We start from the raw sequence: 15,137 nt of genomic DNA, 5'->3' as shown, positions 1-15,137 counted from the left end.
CCCGTTTTTATATGACCGCTGGTATCAGCGGACTTTACCCTCAGCCTGAGTCAGCTCTTCCTTGCTGAAATCATCCACGTCGATCACCTTGCGCCGTGCAGCTTCGGCGTCGCGCAGGGTTTGCGCTTCGCCCGGTTGCAGCACGCCGGCGTGCAGGGCGGCGTCGATGACGTGTTCGCCAGCGGTGGGTTTGACCTGACCGCTTTTGAGCGCCGCGTGGAGTTTTTTCTGCAGCGGGTGGCTGGCACCGAGCAGGTCGTAGGCGTGTTGCAGGGCGCCGACCGGGTCTTCTGCCGATTGCGGGCGGTAGCAGCCCGCCAGCAGCTCTTCGAGGGTCGGGTCGCCTTTGGCGCGCCCAATCACCGCGGCCACCTCGGCGTCCAGTGCATCGGACGGTCCGGTGTGGCGGCGCCCGAACGGGAACACGATGACCCGCAGCAAGCAACCGAGCACCCTGTTAGGGAAGTTGCTCAGCAGCTCATCCAGCGCACGCTCCGACTCGCCAAGGCTTTCTTCCATGGCCCAGGCGAACAGCGGTTCCAGGTGGTCCGGCGAATCCAGGTCGTGGTAACGCTTAAGCGCCGCCGACGCCAGGTACATGTGGCTCAGCACATCGCCCAGGCGCGCCGACAGGCGTTCGCGACGTTTCAACTCGCCGCCCAGCAGCATCATGCTCAAGTCAGCGAGCAACGCGAACGCAGCAGCCTGACGGTTCAGTGCGCGGAAGTAACCCTGGCTCAGGCGGTTGCCCGGCGCTTTCTCGAAGTGACCTACGCCCAGGTTCAGCACCAGCGTACTGGCGGCATTGCTCACGGCAAAGCCGATGTGTTGCATCAGCAGGCCGTCGAATTCCTTCAACGCCTGATCACGGTCTTCGCGGCCGGCCAGGGCCATTTCCTTGAGCACGAACGGATGGCAGCGAATCGCGCCCTGGCCAAAGATCATCAGGTTGCGCGAAAGAATATTCGCGCCTTCCACGGTGATGAAGATCGGCGCGCCTTGCCAGTTACGGCCCAGGTAGTTGTTCGGGCCCATGATGATGCCCTTGCCGCCATGCACGTCCATGGCGTGGCTGATGCATTCGCGGCCGCGCTCGGTGAGGTGGTACTTGAGAATGGCCGACAGCACCGAGGGTTTCTCACCCAGGTCGACTGCATTGGCGGTGAGCATGCGTGCGCTGTCCATCAGCCAGGCGTTGCCGCCGATGCGCGCCAGGGCTTCCTGGATACCTTCGAACGCTGACAGCGGCACGTTGAACTGCTCACGCACCTGGGCGTATTGGCCCGTTACCAGGCTGGTGAACTTGGCCGCACCGGTACCGACCGCAGGCAGGGAGATCGAACGGCCCACCGACAGGCAGTTCATCAGCATCATCCAGCCCTTGCCGAGCATTTCCTGGCCGCCGATGAGGAATTCCAGGGGGATGAACACGTCTTTGCCGGAGTTGGGGCCGTTCATGAACGCAGCGCCCAGCGGCAAGTGACGACGGCCGATTTCGACGCCGGGGGTGTCGGTCGGGATCAGCGCCAGGCTGATGCCCAAGTCTTCTTTATCGCCCAGCAGGTGGTCCGGGTCATGTGCCTTGAACGCCAGCCCCAGCAGGGTCGCGACCGGGCCGAGGGTGATGTAGCGTTTTTCCCAGTTCAGGCGCAGGCCAAGGGTTTCCTTGCCTTCCCATTCACCTTTGCAGATCACGCCGGTGTCGGGCATGGCGCCGGCGTCGGAGCCGGCCAGTGGGCCCGTCAGCGCAAAGCATGGGATGTCATCGCCACGCGCCAGGCGCGGCAGGTAGTGGTTGCGTTGCTCGTCGGTGCCGTAATGCAGCAGCAGCTCGGCCGGGCCGAGGGAGTTGGGCACCATCACGGTGGACGCCAGGTCGCCGCTGCGGGTGGCGAGTTTCATCGCGACCTGCGAGTGGGCATAGGCCGAGAAGCCCTTGCCGCCGTATTCCTTGGGAATGATCAGGGCGAAGAAGCCGTGGGTCTTGATGTGCTCCCAGGCGGCGGGCGGCAGGTCCATGGCCTGGCCGATTTCCCAGTCGCTGACCATCGCGCAGAGTTCTTCGGTGGGGCCGTCGATGAAGGCCTGTTCTTCTTCGGTCAGTTGCGCCTTGGGGTAGGCCAGCAACTTGTCCCAATCGGGGCGGCCGCTGAACAGTTCGCCATCCCACCACACGGTGCCGGCATCAATCGCGTCGCGCTCAGTCTCGGACATCGGCGGCAGGACTTTCTGGAACCAGCTGAACAGCGGCTTGGTGAAGTATTGACGACGCAGGTCGGGCAGCAGCAAGGGCAGGGCCACGGCGGCGATCAATACCCAGAAGATCAGCAGCAGCCAACCCGGTGCGTGGCTCCAGGCACCCATCGCCAGCAGGTAAACGGCGACCACGCCCAGGGCGGGCAGGGGCGCGGTGCGGCGGTGTGCCAAGTAGGCAATGCCGACCACCAGAACCAGTATCCACAACAACAGCATATTCAATCCTCCGTGAAACCAGGGGCGAAACCACCATGGAGCTTAGTCGGCATCCGAAAAAGCGCGGTGATCAGGGTGTAACGAGTTGTACGCGAAGCACCGACCGCCAGGCGCCGACATTTGGCCGAATCGTCGTTATCTCTGTGCCAGACCAGTCGTTAGACTCAAAGCTTCCTTCGGAGATAACGCGCATGGATACGTACCTGAGTCCCAGCCGCTTCATCGATAGTGACCACCCTGCGGTGGTGGAGTTCGCCGAAAAACATCGCGGCCCGAGTGCGGATTTACGTGACCAGGCAGTCAGTCTTTATTACGCCGTGCGTGAGGCGATTCGCTACAACCCTTACACCTTTAGCCGTGACCCAGGCACCTTGAGCGCCAGCTTTGCCCTCGCCGCCGGTGAGAGCTACTGCGTGCCCAAGGCCACCCTGCTGGCCGCCTGTGCCCGCCACTGCGGCATCCCGGCACGCATCGGCCTGGCGGACGTGCGCAATCACCTCTCGACACCGCGCCTGATCGCGCTGCTCAAAAGCGATGTGTTCGCCATGCACGGCTACACCGAGTTGTACCTGCGTGGCCGTTGGGTCAAGGCCACGCCGGCGTTCAACCAGCAGCTGTGCGAGGTGTTTGATGTACCGCCGCTGGAATTCGATGGGATCAACGACAGCGTGTTTCACGCCTTCAACCGCCAGGGCCGGCGCTCGATGGAGTACGTGCGGGACCACGGGCAGTTTTCCGACGTGCCGGAGGGGTTTTTCTTCGCGCATATTCAGCAGTGTTACCCGCACCTGTTTGCCGAGGACATGCCGACCCTGCTGGGGGACATGCAGAGCGATTTAAGCCGCGCCTGAACCGGCGTATGCTGCTGCGTTCATCAAGCCATGTTCATCAACGATAAGGCGCGGTCATGCTGAAAATCTGGGGTCGTAAAAATTCATCAAACGTCAGGAAAGCACTATGGTGCGCCGAGGAACTCGGCCTGGACTATGAAGCAATTGATGCGGGCGGGGCATTTGGTGTGGTCGATACACCGCAATACCGCGCGCTGAACCCCAATGGCCGGGTGCCGATGATCGAAGATGGCGACTTTGTGCTGTGGGAGTCCAACACCATCGTGCGTTATCTCTGCGCCAGGCAGGCGTCGAGCTGGTACCCAAGCGACCTGCAAGCCCGGGCCAATGCCGAGAAGTGGATGGACTGGACCACCTCGACCCTCGCCGAACCGTTCAAGGCGGTGTTCTGGGGCATCCTGCGCACCCCGCCGGAAAAACAGAACTGGGACAGCATCAATGCCGGGCGCCAGGCCTGTATCGACGCATTGAGCACCGTGGATAAAGCCCTGGCAGAGCAGCCTTACCTGTCGGGCAACGACATCGGCATGGGCGATATCCCGCTCGGCAGCTTTATTTATGCCTGGTTCGAAATGCCCATCGAACGGCCTTCGATGCCCCATCTAGAGGCCTGGTATCACCGTCTGCAGCAACGGCCGGCGTACCGTAAAGCGGTGATGACCGCGTTGACTTAATACCCACTATTAATACGGGTGACTGTACTTGTGCGGCGCGGGCAAGCACCATGCCTGTCATGCGCCGCCGTTGAACTACCTGGGCTGCGCCCTCATCTACTGTTTCTATTCCCTTCTTTGGTGCGTATTCCGATATGAGTTCCGCTCTGTCCATCCGGCAGCTAACCAAAACCTACGGCAACGGTTTCCAGGCCCTGAGTGGTATCGATCTGGATGTTGCTGAAGGTGACTTCTTCGCTTTGCTCGGCCCTAACGGCGCCGGCAAATCCACCACCATCGGTATCCTCTCCACCTTGGTCAACAAGACCAGCGGCACGGTGAATATCTTTGGTCATGACCTGGACAAATCCCCGGCGGCGCTCAAGCGTTCCATCGGCGTAGTGCCCCAGGAATTCAACTTCAACCAGTTCGAAAAGACGTTCGACATCGTCGTGACCCAGGCTGGCTACTACGGCATCCCGGCGAAAGTCGCCAAGGAGCGCGCCGAGCAGTACCTGACCCAGCTGGGCCTGTGGGACAAGCGCGACGTGCCTTCGCGTTCGCTGTCCGGCGGCATGAAACGCCGCCTGATGATCGCCCGTGCGCTGGTGCACGAACCGCGCCTGCTGATCCTCGACGAGCCCACCGCAGGTGTGGACATTGAGTTGCGGCGCTCGATGTGGACCTTCCTCACCGAGCTGAACGAGAAGGGCATCACCATCATCCTCACCACCCATTACCTGGAAGAGGCTGAGCAGCTGTGCCGCAACATCGGCATCATCGACCACGGCACCATTGTCGAGAACACCAGCATGCGTAACCTGCTGGGCCAGCTGCATGTGGAAACCTTCCTGCTCGACCTGAAAAACAACCTGTCGGTGGCGCCGCAGCTGCTTGGCTACCCAAGCCGACTGGTCGATGGTCATACCCTGGAAGTCCAGGTGGACAAAGCCATGGGTATCACGGCGTTGTTCACCCAATTGGCCGCGCAGAACATCGAAGTGCTGAGCCTGCGTAATAAAACCAATCGCCTTGAGGAGTTGTTCGTGTCCCTGGTGGAGAAAAATCTGGCGAAGGTGGCGGTATGAGTTCCGAACTGCAACCCAACCTTGTCGCGCTGCAGACCATCGTCTACCGCGAAGTGAAGCGCTTTACCCGGATCTGGCCGCAGACGCTGCTGCCGCCGGCGATCACCATGGTCCTGTACTTCGTGATCTTCGGTAACCTGATCGGCCGCCAGATCGGCGACATGGGTGGCTTCACTTACATGGAGTACATCGTGCCGGGCCTGATCATGATGTCGGTGATCACCAACTCCTACGGTAACGTGGTCTCCAGCTTTTTCGGCAGCAAATTCCAGCGTTCCATCGAAGAACTGATGGTGTCGCCGGTGTCGCCACACACCATCCTGATCGGCTACACCCTGGGCGGCGTGCTGCGTGGCTTGATGGTGGGCGTGATCGTGACCTTGCTGTCGCTGTTCTTCACTCACCTGCAAGTGCATCACCTGGGCGTCACCATTTTGGTGGTGGTGCTGACGGCGACGATCTTTTCGCTGCTGGGCTTTATCAACGCGGTGTTCGCGCGCAATTTCGATGATATTTCGATCATCCCGACCTTCGTGCTGACACCACTGACCTACCTGGGCGGGGTGTTCTACTCCATCACTTTGCTGCCGCCGTTTTGGCAGACCGTGTCGCTGGCCAACCCGGTGCTGCACATGGTCAATGCCTTCCGCTACGGCATCCTGGGCGTGTCGGATATCAAGATCAGCGTGGCGATCACCTTCATGCTGGTGGCCACCGTGGTGCTGTATGTCGGCTGCGCGCGGTTGCTGGTGAGCGGGCGCGGGATGCGTACGTAAGCAGTCAGTTGGAATAAAAAAAGGCCTCTTTATGAGGCCTTTTTTATGGAGTGCACGAAAACCGTGTGGGAGCTGGCTTGCCTGAGATGGCGGGCTTTAGGTACTTGTTTAGGTGGATATGAGTAAATATCCGTTGCTGCGGTAACGGCGGCTGGCGGTTCCGCTCTTACAGCGGGTCACTTTTGGCAAACGCCCCAAAAGTAACCAAAAGGTCTTTGCCCCACCACTCGGCACCTCGCCTAGGCTCGGTGTGCCCTCACGCAGGCTTGAATCCGTGGGCCGCCGCGACGGGCCATCCATGGCCCAACGCGGCTAACCCGGCGTCCTGCCGGGTTACCCACGGATTCAAGCCTGCGTTCGGCCAGCGTGGTTGACGGGGCCTGTCAGATCAAGAGCAAGATCAAAAGCAGAGCACGGCGGCCTAGTAGCCGACCTGAGTGGTAGAAGCAAAAGCAGGGCAACAGCACAGCAACACACCTCTATCTGATGCACTGAGCTCCAAATGTGGGAGCGGGCTTGCCCGCGAATGCGGTGTGTCAGCTACACATGAGTTGACTGACCCACCGCCTTCGCGAGCAAGCCCGCTCCCACAAGTTGATCGAGTTTAGCTCTCAAGATCAGGTGGTCCTTCAGGCCGCCAAGCGCTGCTTTTCTGCAGGCGCTGGGCCCTTAGCCTTTCAGTGCCAGCTCGATCAGTTCATGCAGTTCTTCAACCGGCAGCGGCGCACTGGCGAACAGGCTGCGGTACACCGTGGGCGCGGCGATCAGGTTGAGCAACCGGTCCAGGCTCGGCAGTACGTCGTGGGTGCTCTGGTAGCGGTCGAGAATGACCTGCATCTGGCCCATCAGGATGTTGCTGCAGTAGTCCCGGGGATGGCTGCACTGCACGTCGCGCATCATGTTGCGCCCGAGCTCGGAACTCATTTCGTCCAGGTATTGCTCGCCCCACGCACGCAAATCGCCGCGCAGGCTGCCGGTATTGGCGGGTTCACTGTCTGGGCGCAGGCGTTCCAGCGCCACGTCGGCGAGCAACGCAGACAAGTCGCCCCAGCGGCGGTAGATGGTCGACGGCGTGACGCCCGCACGCGCAGCGATCATCGGCACGGTAACGCTGGAACGCTCATGGGCTTCCAGCAATTCGCGCGCGGCGTTATGCACTGATTCTTGAACCCGGGCACTGCGGCCCCCCGGGCGAAGGCCTTCTTTAATCGCCATGCGTAAAACCTTAACACAAAGAATTTGCTTTAAGCGCTTGCGAGTAGCACACTCTGCAAAAGCAAAATATTAGCTTTAGCGGAGTGTGTATATGCCTAGCGTCATTTCTAAACGTTCCAGCCTGGCGTTCCTGGTCATCACGATGTTGACCTTCCTGGCTGCGTCCAGCGCGCCGACGCCGTTGTATCAGGTGTATCAGGACAACCTGCATTTCTCCGCAGCAATGCTGACGGTGATCTTCGGGGTGTATGCCGTGAGCTTGCTGGCGGCGCTGTTGACCGTCGGTTCGCTGTCGGACCACGTGGGGCGCAAGCCGGTGATTTTCGCCGCGCTGTTGCTGAATATTGTGGCGATGCTGCTGTTTATCAATGCTGACAGCACCGCCTACCTGATTGCCGCTCGGGCGCTGCAAGGTTTCGCCACGGGCACGGCTACCGCGGTGCTGGCGGCGACGCTGCTGGACACCGACCGCCTGCGCGGGCCGATGCTCAATAGCCTCGCGCCGCTGTTGGGCATGGCCTGCGGTGCCTTGGGCAGTGGCCTGCTGGTGGAATACGCGCCACGCCCGACCCAATTGATCTACTTCACGCTGCTGGGCCTGATGGTGCTGCAGGCGCTTTATGTGTGGCGCTTGCCGGAGACCGTCAGCCGCCTACCGGGTGCCTTGAGGTCGCTGGCGCCCACCCTGCATGTCCCCGCGCAAGCGCGTCGGGCCTTGTGGCTGGCGATGCCGCTAAATGTAGCGGTGTGGGCGCTGGGCGGGTTCTTTTCATCCCTGGCGCCTTCGCTGGTGCGGGCGGCGACCGGTTCGACCTCGCATTTGATTGGCGGCGGCCTGGTTGCAGTCGTGACCTTGAGCGGTGCGGTGATGATTTACAGCCTGCGCGAGCACCCGGCAGACAAGGTCATGCGTCTCTCCGCGGTCCTGCTGGCGGTGGGCGTGGCGTTGTTGCTGGTTGCGGTGCAGAGCGCCAGCCTGTGGCTGTTCTTTGTTGCCAGTGTGATTGCAGGCTTCGGTTTCGGCGGCGGGTTCATGGGCAGTGTGCGCAGTATCGTCAGCCTGGCGTTACCCCATGAGCGGGCCGGGCTGATGTCGGCTTTTTATGTGCTGAGCTACCTGGCGTTCTGCGTGCCGGCACTGCTGGCGGGCAACCTGAGCCACGTGTTTGGCCTGATCGCCACCACCGATGGTTATGGCGCAGTGCTCATCGTATTGGCGCTCGGCGCGCTGGCAGGCTTGCTGATCCAGGGGGCGGCGCGAGCCAAGGCAACGGTTTAGCTAGCGTGTCTATATTTGCAAAGTAGATAACAGATAGAGATATTACCCGTTATATAGATATTCAATCCGGTTCTATGATGATCTCAACCTCATGCGAGGAAGAGGATTGCCAACATGACCTGCTCAACTGCCATCACCTACAAACCCTTCAGTCACCTGGCCCGTCCACGGGAAGTGATTCGCCAGTTCACGCCCAACTGGTTTGCCGCCACCATGGGTACCGGCGTCCTGGCCCTTGCGCTGGCTCAAGTGCCGACCCGCTTGCCCGGCTTGCACACCATTGCCGAAGGGCTGTGGATGTTCACCGTCGGCCTGTTCGTGCTGTTCAGCGTGTTGTACGCGGCCCGCTGGCTGATGTTTTTCCACGAGGCGCGGCGGATTTTCGGGCACTCCACCGTCTCGATGTTCTTTGGCACCATCCCCATGGGCCTGGCGACGATTATCAACGGCTTGCTGCTATTTGGGCTGCCGCGATGGGGCGCCGATGTGGTGCCGTTGGCCGAAGCCTTATGGTGGCTGGACGTGGCGATGGCCCTGGCCTGCGGCGTGCTGATCCCATTCATGATGTTCACGCGTCAGCAGCACAGCATCGATCAGATGACCGCCGTGTGGCTGTTGCCGGTGGTCGCCGCTGAAGTCGCTGCCGCCAGCGGTGGCCTGCTGGCGCCGCACCTGGCCGACGCTCACTCGCAACTGGTGATGCTGGTGACCAGCTATGTGCTGTGGGCGTTTTCCCTGCCGGTAGCCTTCAGCATCCTGACCATCCTGATGCTGCGCATGGCCTTGCACAAACTGCCTCACGCCAACATGGCCGCGTCCAGTTGGCTGGCCCTCGGCCCTATCGGCACCGGTGCATTGGGCATGTTGCTGCTGGGCGGCGACGCACCGGCGATCTTCGCGGCCAACGGTTTGCCAGGCGCAGGGGAGATGGCCAACGGCCTCGGCCTGGTGGCCGGCATTACCCTGTGGGGCTTTGGCCTGTGGTGGATGCTGATCGCCGTGTTGATCACCCTGCGTTACCTGCGCGCCGGCATTCCGTTCAACCTGGGCTGGTGGGGTTTTACCTTCCCGCTGGGGGTTTATGCCTTGGCCACACTGAAGCTTGCGAGCCTGCTGCACCTCGGGTTCTTTAGTGTGTTCGGGTGCGTGCTGGTGGTGGCGTTGGCGCTGATGTGGCTGATCGTTGCCACGCGCACTGTGCAGGGCGCCTACAAAGGTGAGCTTTTTGTATCGCCATGCATTGCAGGACTAGGGAATAAGTAAGCGGGATTAGGTAAAGTCGTGGCCTGTCTTTTTATAAAAAAACGGCAATCAAGCCTACCAGGCCACGCAGGAACACGGACGATGAGCCACCCCTCACAATTTACCTTGCTGCGCACACGGCGTTTCCTGCCGTTTTTCATCACCCAGTTGCTGGGCGCCTTCAACGACAACATCTTCAAGCAATCGCTGATCCTGGCCATTCTCTACAAGCTCACCATCGACGGTGACCGCTCGATCTGGGTCAATCTGTGCGCGTTGTTGTTTATCCTGCCGTTCTTCCTGTTCTCGGCGCTGGCCGGGCAATTCGGCGAGAAATTCAACAAGGACGCGTTGATCCGCGCGATCAAGATCGGTGAGATTGTGATCATGAGCGTCGGCGCCACCGGGTTCCTGTTCAATCACCTGGAGCTGATGCTGCTGGCGCTGTTTGCCATGGGCACGCACTCGGCGCTGTTCGGGCCGGTGAAGTATTCGATCATGCCCCAGGCCCTGCACGACGATGAATTGCTGGGCGGTAACGGCTTGGTGGAAATGGGCACGTTTCTGGCGATCCTGGCCGGCACCATTGGCGCCGGGATCATGATGTCTTCGACCCATTACGCACCGGTCGTGGCCGTGGCAATTGTCGGTGTGGCAGTGCTGGGTTACTTGGCCAGCCGCAGCATTCCGCGCGCGGCGGCGTCTACCCCAGGGCTGCGCCTGAACTGGAACATATTCAGCGAATCGTGGGCCACCTTGCGCCTGGGCCTGGGGCAGACCCCGGCGGTGTCGCGTTCGATTGTCGGCAACTCGTGGTTCTGGTTTGTCGGCGCGATCTACCTGACGCAAATCCCGGCCTACGCCAAGGAGTGGTTGTACGGCGATGAAACTGTGGTGACCTTGATCCTCACAGTGTTCTCGGTCGGTATCGCCCTGGGCTCGATGCTCTGTGAAAAGCTCTCCGGGCGTAAGGTGGAAATCGGCCTGGTGCCCTTTGGCTCATTTGGCCTGACAGTGTTCGGGCTGCTGCTGTGGTGGCACTCCGGCGGCTTCCCGCAGAGTGCTCAGGAACATGACTGGCTCGGCGTACTCGGCTACGGCCAGGCCTGGTGGGTGTTGTTCGATATCCTCGGCCTGGGCGTGTTCGGCGGCTTCTATATCGTGCCGCTGTATGCGCTGATCCAGTCGCGCACCGCCGAAAACGAGCGTGCGCGGGTGATCGCGGCCAACAACATTCTCAATGCGTTGTTTATGGTGGTGTCGGCCATCGTGTCGATCCTGCTGTTGAGCGTGGTCAAGCTGTCGATTCCCGAGTTGTTCCTGGTGGTGTCGCTGCTCAATATCGCGGTCAACACCTACATCTTCAGGATCGTCCCCGAGTTCACCATGCGTTTCATGATCTGGCTGCTCAGCCATTCCATGTACCGCGTGGAGCACCGCAACCTCGAGCTGATTCCGGATGAGGGCGCGGCGTTGCTGGTGTGCAACCACGTGTCGTTTGTCGATGCGCTGTTGATCGGCGGTGCCGTGCGTCGGCCGATTCGCTTTGTCATGTACTACAAGATCTACCGTTTGCCGGTGCTCAATTTTATCTTCCGCACTGCGGGCGCGATTCCGATTGCCGGGCGTCACGAGGATATCCAGATCTACGAAAAGGCCTTCGCGCGGATTGCTCAGTACTTGAAGGAAGGCGAGTTGGTGTGCATTTTTCCGGAAGGCAAGCTCACCGGGGACGGTGAGATGAATGAGTTCCGCGGGGGCGTGACGCGCATTCTGGAAGAGACGCCGGTGCCGGTGATTCCCATGGCGTTGCAGGGCTTGTGGGGGAGTTTTTTCAGTCGCGATCCGAACAAGGGGTTCTTTCACCGGATCTGGTCGCGGGTGGTGCTGGTGGCGGGTGAGCCGGTGACGGTCGAGGCGGCGACGCCTGCGCAGTTGCAGGAACGGGTGGGGGTGTTGCGCGGGAGTGTCAGGTAGGCATTTACTGGCTGTTCGGGCCTCTTCGCGGGCAAGCCCGCTCCCACAGTTGACCGAGTTGTTCAAGCGAACGCGGTTTAATGTGGGAGCTGGCTTGCCTGCGATAGCGACAGTGAATTAGGCGCTAATCTTAAGGCCAATCAGCCCGCAGATAATCAACGCCACACTGGCCAACCGGAACAGCGCCATGGACTCGCCAAACAGGATGATCCCGGCGATCACCGTGCCCACCGCGCCGACACCGGTCCAGATGGCATACGCAGTGCCCAGCGGCAGTTCTTTCATGGCAAGGCCCAGCAGGCCGAGGCTGATGGCCATGGCGGCAATCGTCAGGGCGGTGGGCAATGGCTTGCTGAAACCATCGGTGTACTTCAAGCCGACTGCCCAGCCCACTTCAAACAGCCCGGCAAAAAACAGGATGATCCAGGACATGATGACCTCTCTTCTAAAAGTGGGGTCGTCCCCTGGAATAGCGCTCGACAGCGTCGCGGGGTCGTCCCCGCGAAGCTCGCTAGAGTGCCCAATATCGATCTGGTGATCAAGTTTGCGGCGTGTTTTCCAGTACGCGGCGGTCTTCCTTTTCGCTCATGCGGCGGAAGTAGGTCGACAGCAACGCCCCGGAAATATTGTGCCAGACGCTGAACAGCGCACTGGGTACCGCCGCCAATGGCGAAAAATGCGCACTGGCCAACGCGGCGCCCAGCCCGGAGTTCTGCATGCCGACTTCCAGTGCCAGCGACTTGCGCTGGGCCAGTGGCAGTTTGAATAACCGGCCGGTGAAGTAACCCAGCAAGTAGCCGAAGCTGTTGTGCAGCATCACCACGGCCATGATCAACAGGCCCGATTCGGCGATCTTGGCCTGACTCGCCGCCACCACGGCCGCAACGATGATCACGATGCTCACCACCGACACCAATGGCAGCACGTCCACCGCATGGCGCACGCGTTCGCCGAGCACCCGTTGCGCGACCACGCCGAGCACGATCGGCAACAGCACTACTTGCAGGATCGACCAGAACAACTCCATGAACGACACCGGCAGCCAGGCCGACGCCAGCAGCCAGATCAGCGCCGGCGTCAGCAGTGGGGCGAGGAGGGTGGTAACGGCGGCAATCGCCACCGACAACGCCAGGTCACCACGGGCCAGCCAGGTCATCACGTTGGACGAGGTGCCGCTTGGGCAGCACCCGACGAGGATCACGCCGACGGCAATTTCCGCCGGCAGGTGGAAGGCCTGGCACAGCAACCACGCCACGCCCGGCATGATCACAAAGTGCGCGACCACGCCCAGGGCCACGCGCCACGGGTGGCGGGCAACCTCGGCGAAATCTTCAAGTTTCAAGGTCAGCCCCATGCCAAACATCACCAGGCCCAGCAGCGGCACAATGGCGCCTTTCAGGCCAATGAACCAGCCGGGCTCGAGGAAGGCGAGCACCGCGAAAATCAACACCCAGTAGGCGAAGGTATTGCCGACGAAGCGGCTCAAGGCGGCGAGTGCGCGCATGGGGATGTCCTTGTTATTAGAGTGTTCGGGAGAGCAGCGCGATCAAATGTGGGAGCTGGCTTGCCTGGGATGCGGGCACCTCGGTTTGTCAGTAACACCCAGGTGATGCTATCGCAGGCAAGCCAGCTCCCACATTGACCGTGCCCGTATAAGGCCTGTGTTGCGTTTAGATGCCTTGTGGGGTTTCTTCGCCGCCCAGCGCTTCGATCAATGCCGGCAGAAATTCGCCGAACGTCAGCATCATCAGGGTGAAGCTGGCGTCCAGTTGGCCCAGGGCTTCGTCGCCGCCGTCCTGTTCGGCCTGGTCTTGCAGCAGGTCTTCGAACTTCAGGCGCTTGACGGTCATCTTGTCGTCGAGCATGAAGGACAACTTGTCCTGCCAGGCCAGTGACAGTTGGGTCACGACTTTGCCGGTGGTCAAGTGCAGCTGGATTTCTTCACCGGTCAGGTCCTGGCGCTTGCAGCGCACAATGCCGCCGTCTTCATGGGTGTCGCGCAGTTCGCATTCGTCGAGGACGAAGAAGTCATCGGCCGGTTTCTGCGTGGTGACCCAGTCGGTCATGATCGCGGTTGGCGCGGTTTTTACCGTGAGCGGACGAACCGGCAGGGTGCCGATCACTTCACGCAGGGTCGACAGCAGGTCTTCAGCGCGCTTGGGACTCGCCGAGTTGACCAGGATCAGGCCTTGCTTCGGCGCGATGGCGGCGAAGGTCGACGAGCGACGGATAAAGGCGCGCGGCAGGAAGGCCTGGATGATTTCATCCTTGATCTGGTCGCGCTCCTTCTTGTAGACCTTGCGCATTTGCTCGGCTTCGATCTCTTCGACTTTCTCTTTGACTGCGTCGCGCACCACGCTACCCGGCAGGATGCGTTCTTCCTTGCGCGCGGCGATCAGTAGGAAGTCACCGCTGACGTGAACCAGGGGAGCGTCTTCACCTTTACCAAAAGGGGCGACGAAACCGTAAGTGGTCAACTCCTGGCTTGCACAAGGGCGCGCCAGTTTGGTGGCCATGGCCGCTTCCAACGCCTCGGCATCAACAGGCAGATCTTGGGTCAGGCGATAGATAAGCAGGTTCTTGAACCACATGGGGTGAGTCTCTCCTTTATACAAAGGGGGGCATTATTCTCTTGATAGCGCTCGAGGCCAACCCTGCCTAAGCCATTGGAAGGGCTGAAAAAAAAGATTTAAGAAAGTGCTTGCCAGACCTAGGGTCGCTCCGTAGAATGCGCGCCACACCGAAACGAAGGGTGATTAGCTCAGCTGGGAGAGCATCTGCCTTACAAGCAGAGGGTCGGCGGTTCGATCCCGTCATCACCCACCATTCGCTTCATGTGTTACGCGCAGCGGTAGTTCAGTCGGTTAGAATACCGGCCTGTCACGCCGGGGGTCGCGGGTTCGAGTCCCGTCCGCTGCGCCATATTCGGTAACCTGGAACGCTGAACGCCAGGTCACCACAGAAAGCCCGCTCATTGAGCGGGCTTTTTGCTGTCTGGGGTGTGCGAAACCTCAAAAAACGCCGCCGATCATTTCCGATGATCGGCGGCGTTTTTTATTGGCCGGTTAGAAATCCCAGCGCACGCCACCGCCGACGGTCAACTTGTCCAGGTTGGCCTTGAGTTTGTAGGTGGAGATTTTTGCGTCCTGGTCATCACGCACGATCTTGTGCGTATAGCCGGCCTGCAGCTGCCAGCCGGCGCCAGTGCGCCGGCCATTTCCAGTTCATAACCTTGGTCACCGCCTTGGTGCCTTTGAAGGCATAGTGGGTCGGGGTCGGCGTCTGGTTGTTGTAATCGTCGTCGGACACCGAGCGATTGTTTTCGTGGATTTCGAAATAGGCCGCGCTGGCGCTCAGGCGTCCGTCGAAGAAATCTGCCTTGGGGCCCAACTCGCAAGACTCGCGTTTGCGGGCCAGAAGCCCGGTTTTCCGGGGGCGTGCGCTGCGCTTGAGAAAATATTTCAAATAAAGTGCATTTAAATCAAGACATTGCGAATTTTTGGTGTATGATGCCGCCCACACCGAAAGTGAAGGGTGATTAGCTCAGCTGGGAGAGCATCTGCCTTACAAGCAGAGGGTCGGCG

The 15,137-nt window shown here is 60.5% G+C and carries 12 protein-coding genes, 2 tRNA genes and 1 pseudogene; 9 read left to right on the top strand and 6 right to left on the bottom strand.

All coding sequences use genetic code 11. The features are described from left to right. Positions 1 to 24: 24 nt before the first annotated feature. Positions 25 to 2,472: an acyl-CoA dehydrogenase gene (locus FPT15_RS28545; RefSeq protein WP_145166062.1), complete on the bottom strand. Its 2,448-nt coding sequence runs from the start codon at positions 2,470 to 2,472 to the stop codon at positions 25 to 27. A gap of 191 nt (positions 2,473 to 2,663) precedes the next feature. On the opposite strand from FPT15_RS28545, the gene FPT15_RS28540 reads away from it, so the two are divergent. The 4 genes from FPT15_RS28540 to FPT15_RS28525 all read left to right on the top strand — a co-directional run bounded on the left by FPT15_RS28540 (position 2,664) and on the right by FPT15_RS28525 (position 5,840). After that, on the top strand, positions 2,664 to 3,323 hold the full coding sequence (locus tag FPT15_RS28540) for a transglutaminase family protein (protein WP_119735554.1): 660 nt from the start codon (positions 2,664 to 2,666) through the stop codon (positions 3,321 to 3,323). A 56-nt stretch (positions 3,324 to 3,379) separates the two neighbouring features. Further along, on the top strand, positions 3,380 to 3,997 hold the full coding sequence (locus tag FPT15_RS28535; RefSeq protein ID WP_145166061.1) for a glutathione S-transferase: 618 nt from the start codon (positions 3,380 to 3,382) through the stop codon (positions 3,995 to 3,997). Positions 3,998 to 4,131: 134 nt separating this feature from the next. Beyond that, complete coding sequence (locus FPT15_RS28530) at positions 4,132 to 5,064, top strand: ABC transporter ATP-binding protein (RefSeq protein ID WP_145166060.1); 933 nt, start codon at positions 4,132 to 4,134, stop codon at positions 5,062 to 5,064. After that, on the top strand, positions 5,061 to 5,840 hold the full coding sequence (locus FPT15_RS28525) for an ABC transporter permease (protein WP_058420148.1): 780 nt from the start codon (positions 5,061 to 5,063) through the stop codon (positions 5,838 to 5,840). Before FPT15_RS28530 ends, FPT15_RS28525 begins: the two co-directional genes overlap by 4 nt. A 669-nt stretch (positions 5,841 to 6,509) precedes the next feature. Here FPT15_RS28525 and FPT15_RS28515 read toward each other — a convergent pair. Then, positions 6,510 to 7,055, bottom strand: coding sequence for a TetR/AcrR family transcriptional regulator (locus FPT15_RS28515; RefSeq protein ID WP_145166059.1), 546 nt, complete (start codon positions 7,053 to 7,055; stop codon positions 6,510 to 6,512). A 91-nt stretch (positions 7,056 to 7,146) separates the two neighbouring features. On the opposite strand from FPT15_RS28515, the gene FPT15_RS28510 reads away from it, so the two are divergent. From FPT15_RS28510 to FPT15_RS28500, 3 genes are all read left to right on the top strand, one after another. Next, the gene (locus FPT15_RS28510; protein ID WP_145166058.1) at positions 7,147 to 8,334 is read left to right on the top strand and encodes an MFS transporter; all 1,188 of its coding nucleotides are present in this window, start codon (positions 7,147 to 7,149) and stop codon (positions 8,332 to 8,334) included. A gap of 114 nt (positions 8,335 to 8,448) precedes the next feature. Further along, positions 8,449 to 9,597, top strand: a complete 1,149-nt coding sequence (locus FPT15_RS28505; protein ID WP_145166057.1) for a TDT family transporter — start codon at positions 8,449 to 8,451, stop codon at positions 9,595 to 9,597. An 81-nt stretch (positions 9,598 to 9,678) separates the two neighbouring features. Further along, positions 9,679 to 11,553, top strand: coding sequence for an MFS transporter (locus FPT15_RS28500; RefSeq protein ID WP_145166056.1), 1,875 nt, complete (start codon positions 9,679 to 9,681; stop codon positions 11,551 to 11,553). 117 nt (positions 11,554 to 11,670) lie between these two features. On the opposite strand, the gene sugE is transcribed toward FPT15_RS28500, so the two are convergent. From sugE to rdgC, 3 genes are all read right to left on the bottom strand, one after another. Then, positions 11,671 to 11,985, bottom strand: coding sequence for a quaternary ammonium compound efflux SMR transporter SugE (gene sugE, locus FPT15_RS28495; RefSeq protein WP_010166396.1), 315 nt, complete (start codon positions 11,983 to 11,985; stop codon positions 11,671 to 11,673). A gap of 106 nt (positions 11,986 to 12,091) precedes the next feature. Continuing rightward, positions 12,092 to 13,057: a bile acid:sodium symporter family protein gene (locus FPT15_RS28490; RefSeq protein ID WP_145166055.1), complete on the bottom strand. Its 966-nt coding sequence runs from the start codon at positions 13,055 to 13,057 to the stop codon at positions 12,092 to 12,094. A 166-nt stretch (positions 13,058 to 13,223) separates the two neighbouring features. After that, positions 13,224 to 14,144 carry a recombination-associated protein RdgC gene (rdgC, locus tag FPT15_RS28485; RefSeq protein WP_124357762.1) on the bottom strand — a complete coding sequence of 307 codons (921 nt, stop codon included), beginning with the start codon at positions 14,142 to 14,144 and terminating at the stop codon, positions 13,224 to 13,226. 159 nt (positions 14,145 to 14,303) lie between these two features. On the opposite strand from rdgC, the gene FPT15_RS28480 reads away from it, so the two are divergent. Then, a tRNA-Val gene (locus FPT15_RS28480) sits at positions 14,304 to 14,379 on the top strand. 19 nt (positions 14,380 to 14,398) lie between these two features. Continuing rightward, positions 14,399 to 14,475: transfer RNA gene (locus FPT15_RS28475), tRNA-Asp, on the top strand. Positions 14,476 to 14,627: 152 nt separating this feature from the next. On the opposite strand, the pseudogene FPT15_RS28470 reads toward FPT15_RS28475, so the two are convergent. After that, positions 14,628 to 14,955: pseudogene (locus tag FPT15_RS28470) on the bottom strand (TonB-dependent receptor domain-containing protein); the annotation flags it as partial. Positions 14,956 to 15,137 lie beyond the last annotated feature (182 nt).

The organism is Pseudomonas sp. RGB (genome assembly GCF_007713445.1).
Taxonomy (GTDB): domain Bacteria; phylum Pseudomonadota; class Gammaproteobacteria; order Pseudomonadales; family Pseudomonadaceae; genus Aquipseudomonas.
Note: the sequence above shows the minus strand (reverse complement) of the source record. Positions and strands in the feature narration are given on the sequence as shown.

Bases quoted from the DNA above. Each gene is read 5' to 3' on its own strand.
- FPT15_RS28515 (WP_145166059.1), bottom strand. From the start codon at position 7,055: ATGGCGATTAAAGAAGGCCTTCGCCCGGGGGGCCGCAGTGCCCGGGTT.
- FPT15_RS28500 (WP_145166056.1), top strand. From the start codon at position 9,679: ATGAGCCACCCCTCACAATTTACCTTGCTGCGCACACGGCGTTTCCTG.
- FPT15_RS28530 (WP_145166060.1), top strand. From the start codon at position 4,132: ATGAGTTCCGCTCTGTCCATCCGGCAGCTAACCAAAACCTACGGCAAC.
- sugE (WP_010166396.1), bottom strand. From the start codon at position 11,985: ATGTCCTGGATCATCCTGTTTTTTGCCGGGCTGTTTGAAGTGGGCTGG.
- FPT15_RS28545 (WP_145166062.1), bottom strand. From the start codon at position 2,472: ATGCTGTTGTTGTGGATACTGGTTCTGGTGGTCGGCATTGCCTACTTG.
- FPT15_RS28535 (WP_145166061.1), top strand. From the start codon at position 3,380: ATGCTGAAAATCTGGGGTCGTAAAAATTCATCAAACGTCAGGAAAGCA.
- FPT15_RS28510 (WP_145166058.1), top strand. From the start codon at position 7,147: ATGCCTAGCGTCATTTCTAAACGTTCCAGCCTGGCGTTCCTGGTCATC.
- FPT15_RS28525 (WP_058420148.1), top strand. From the start codon at position 5,061: ATGAGTTCCGAACTGCAACCCAACCTTGTCGCGCTGCAGACCATCGTC.
- FPT15_RS28505 (WP_145166057.1), top strand. From the start codon at position 8,449: ATGACCTGCTCAACTGCCATCACCTACAAACCCTTCAGTCACCTGGCC.
- FPT15_RS28490 (WP_145166055.1), bottom strand. From the start codon at position 13,057: ATGCGCGCACTCGCCGCCTTGAGCCGCTTCGTCGGCAATACCTTCGCC.
- FPT15_RS28540 (WP_119735554.1), top strand. From the start codon at position 2,664: ATGGATACGTACCTGAGTCCCAGCCGCTTCATCGATAGTGACCACCCT.
- rdgC (WP_124357762.1), bottom strand. From the start codon at position 14,144: ATGTGGTTCAAGAACCTGCTTATCTATCGCCTGACCCAAGATCTGCCT.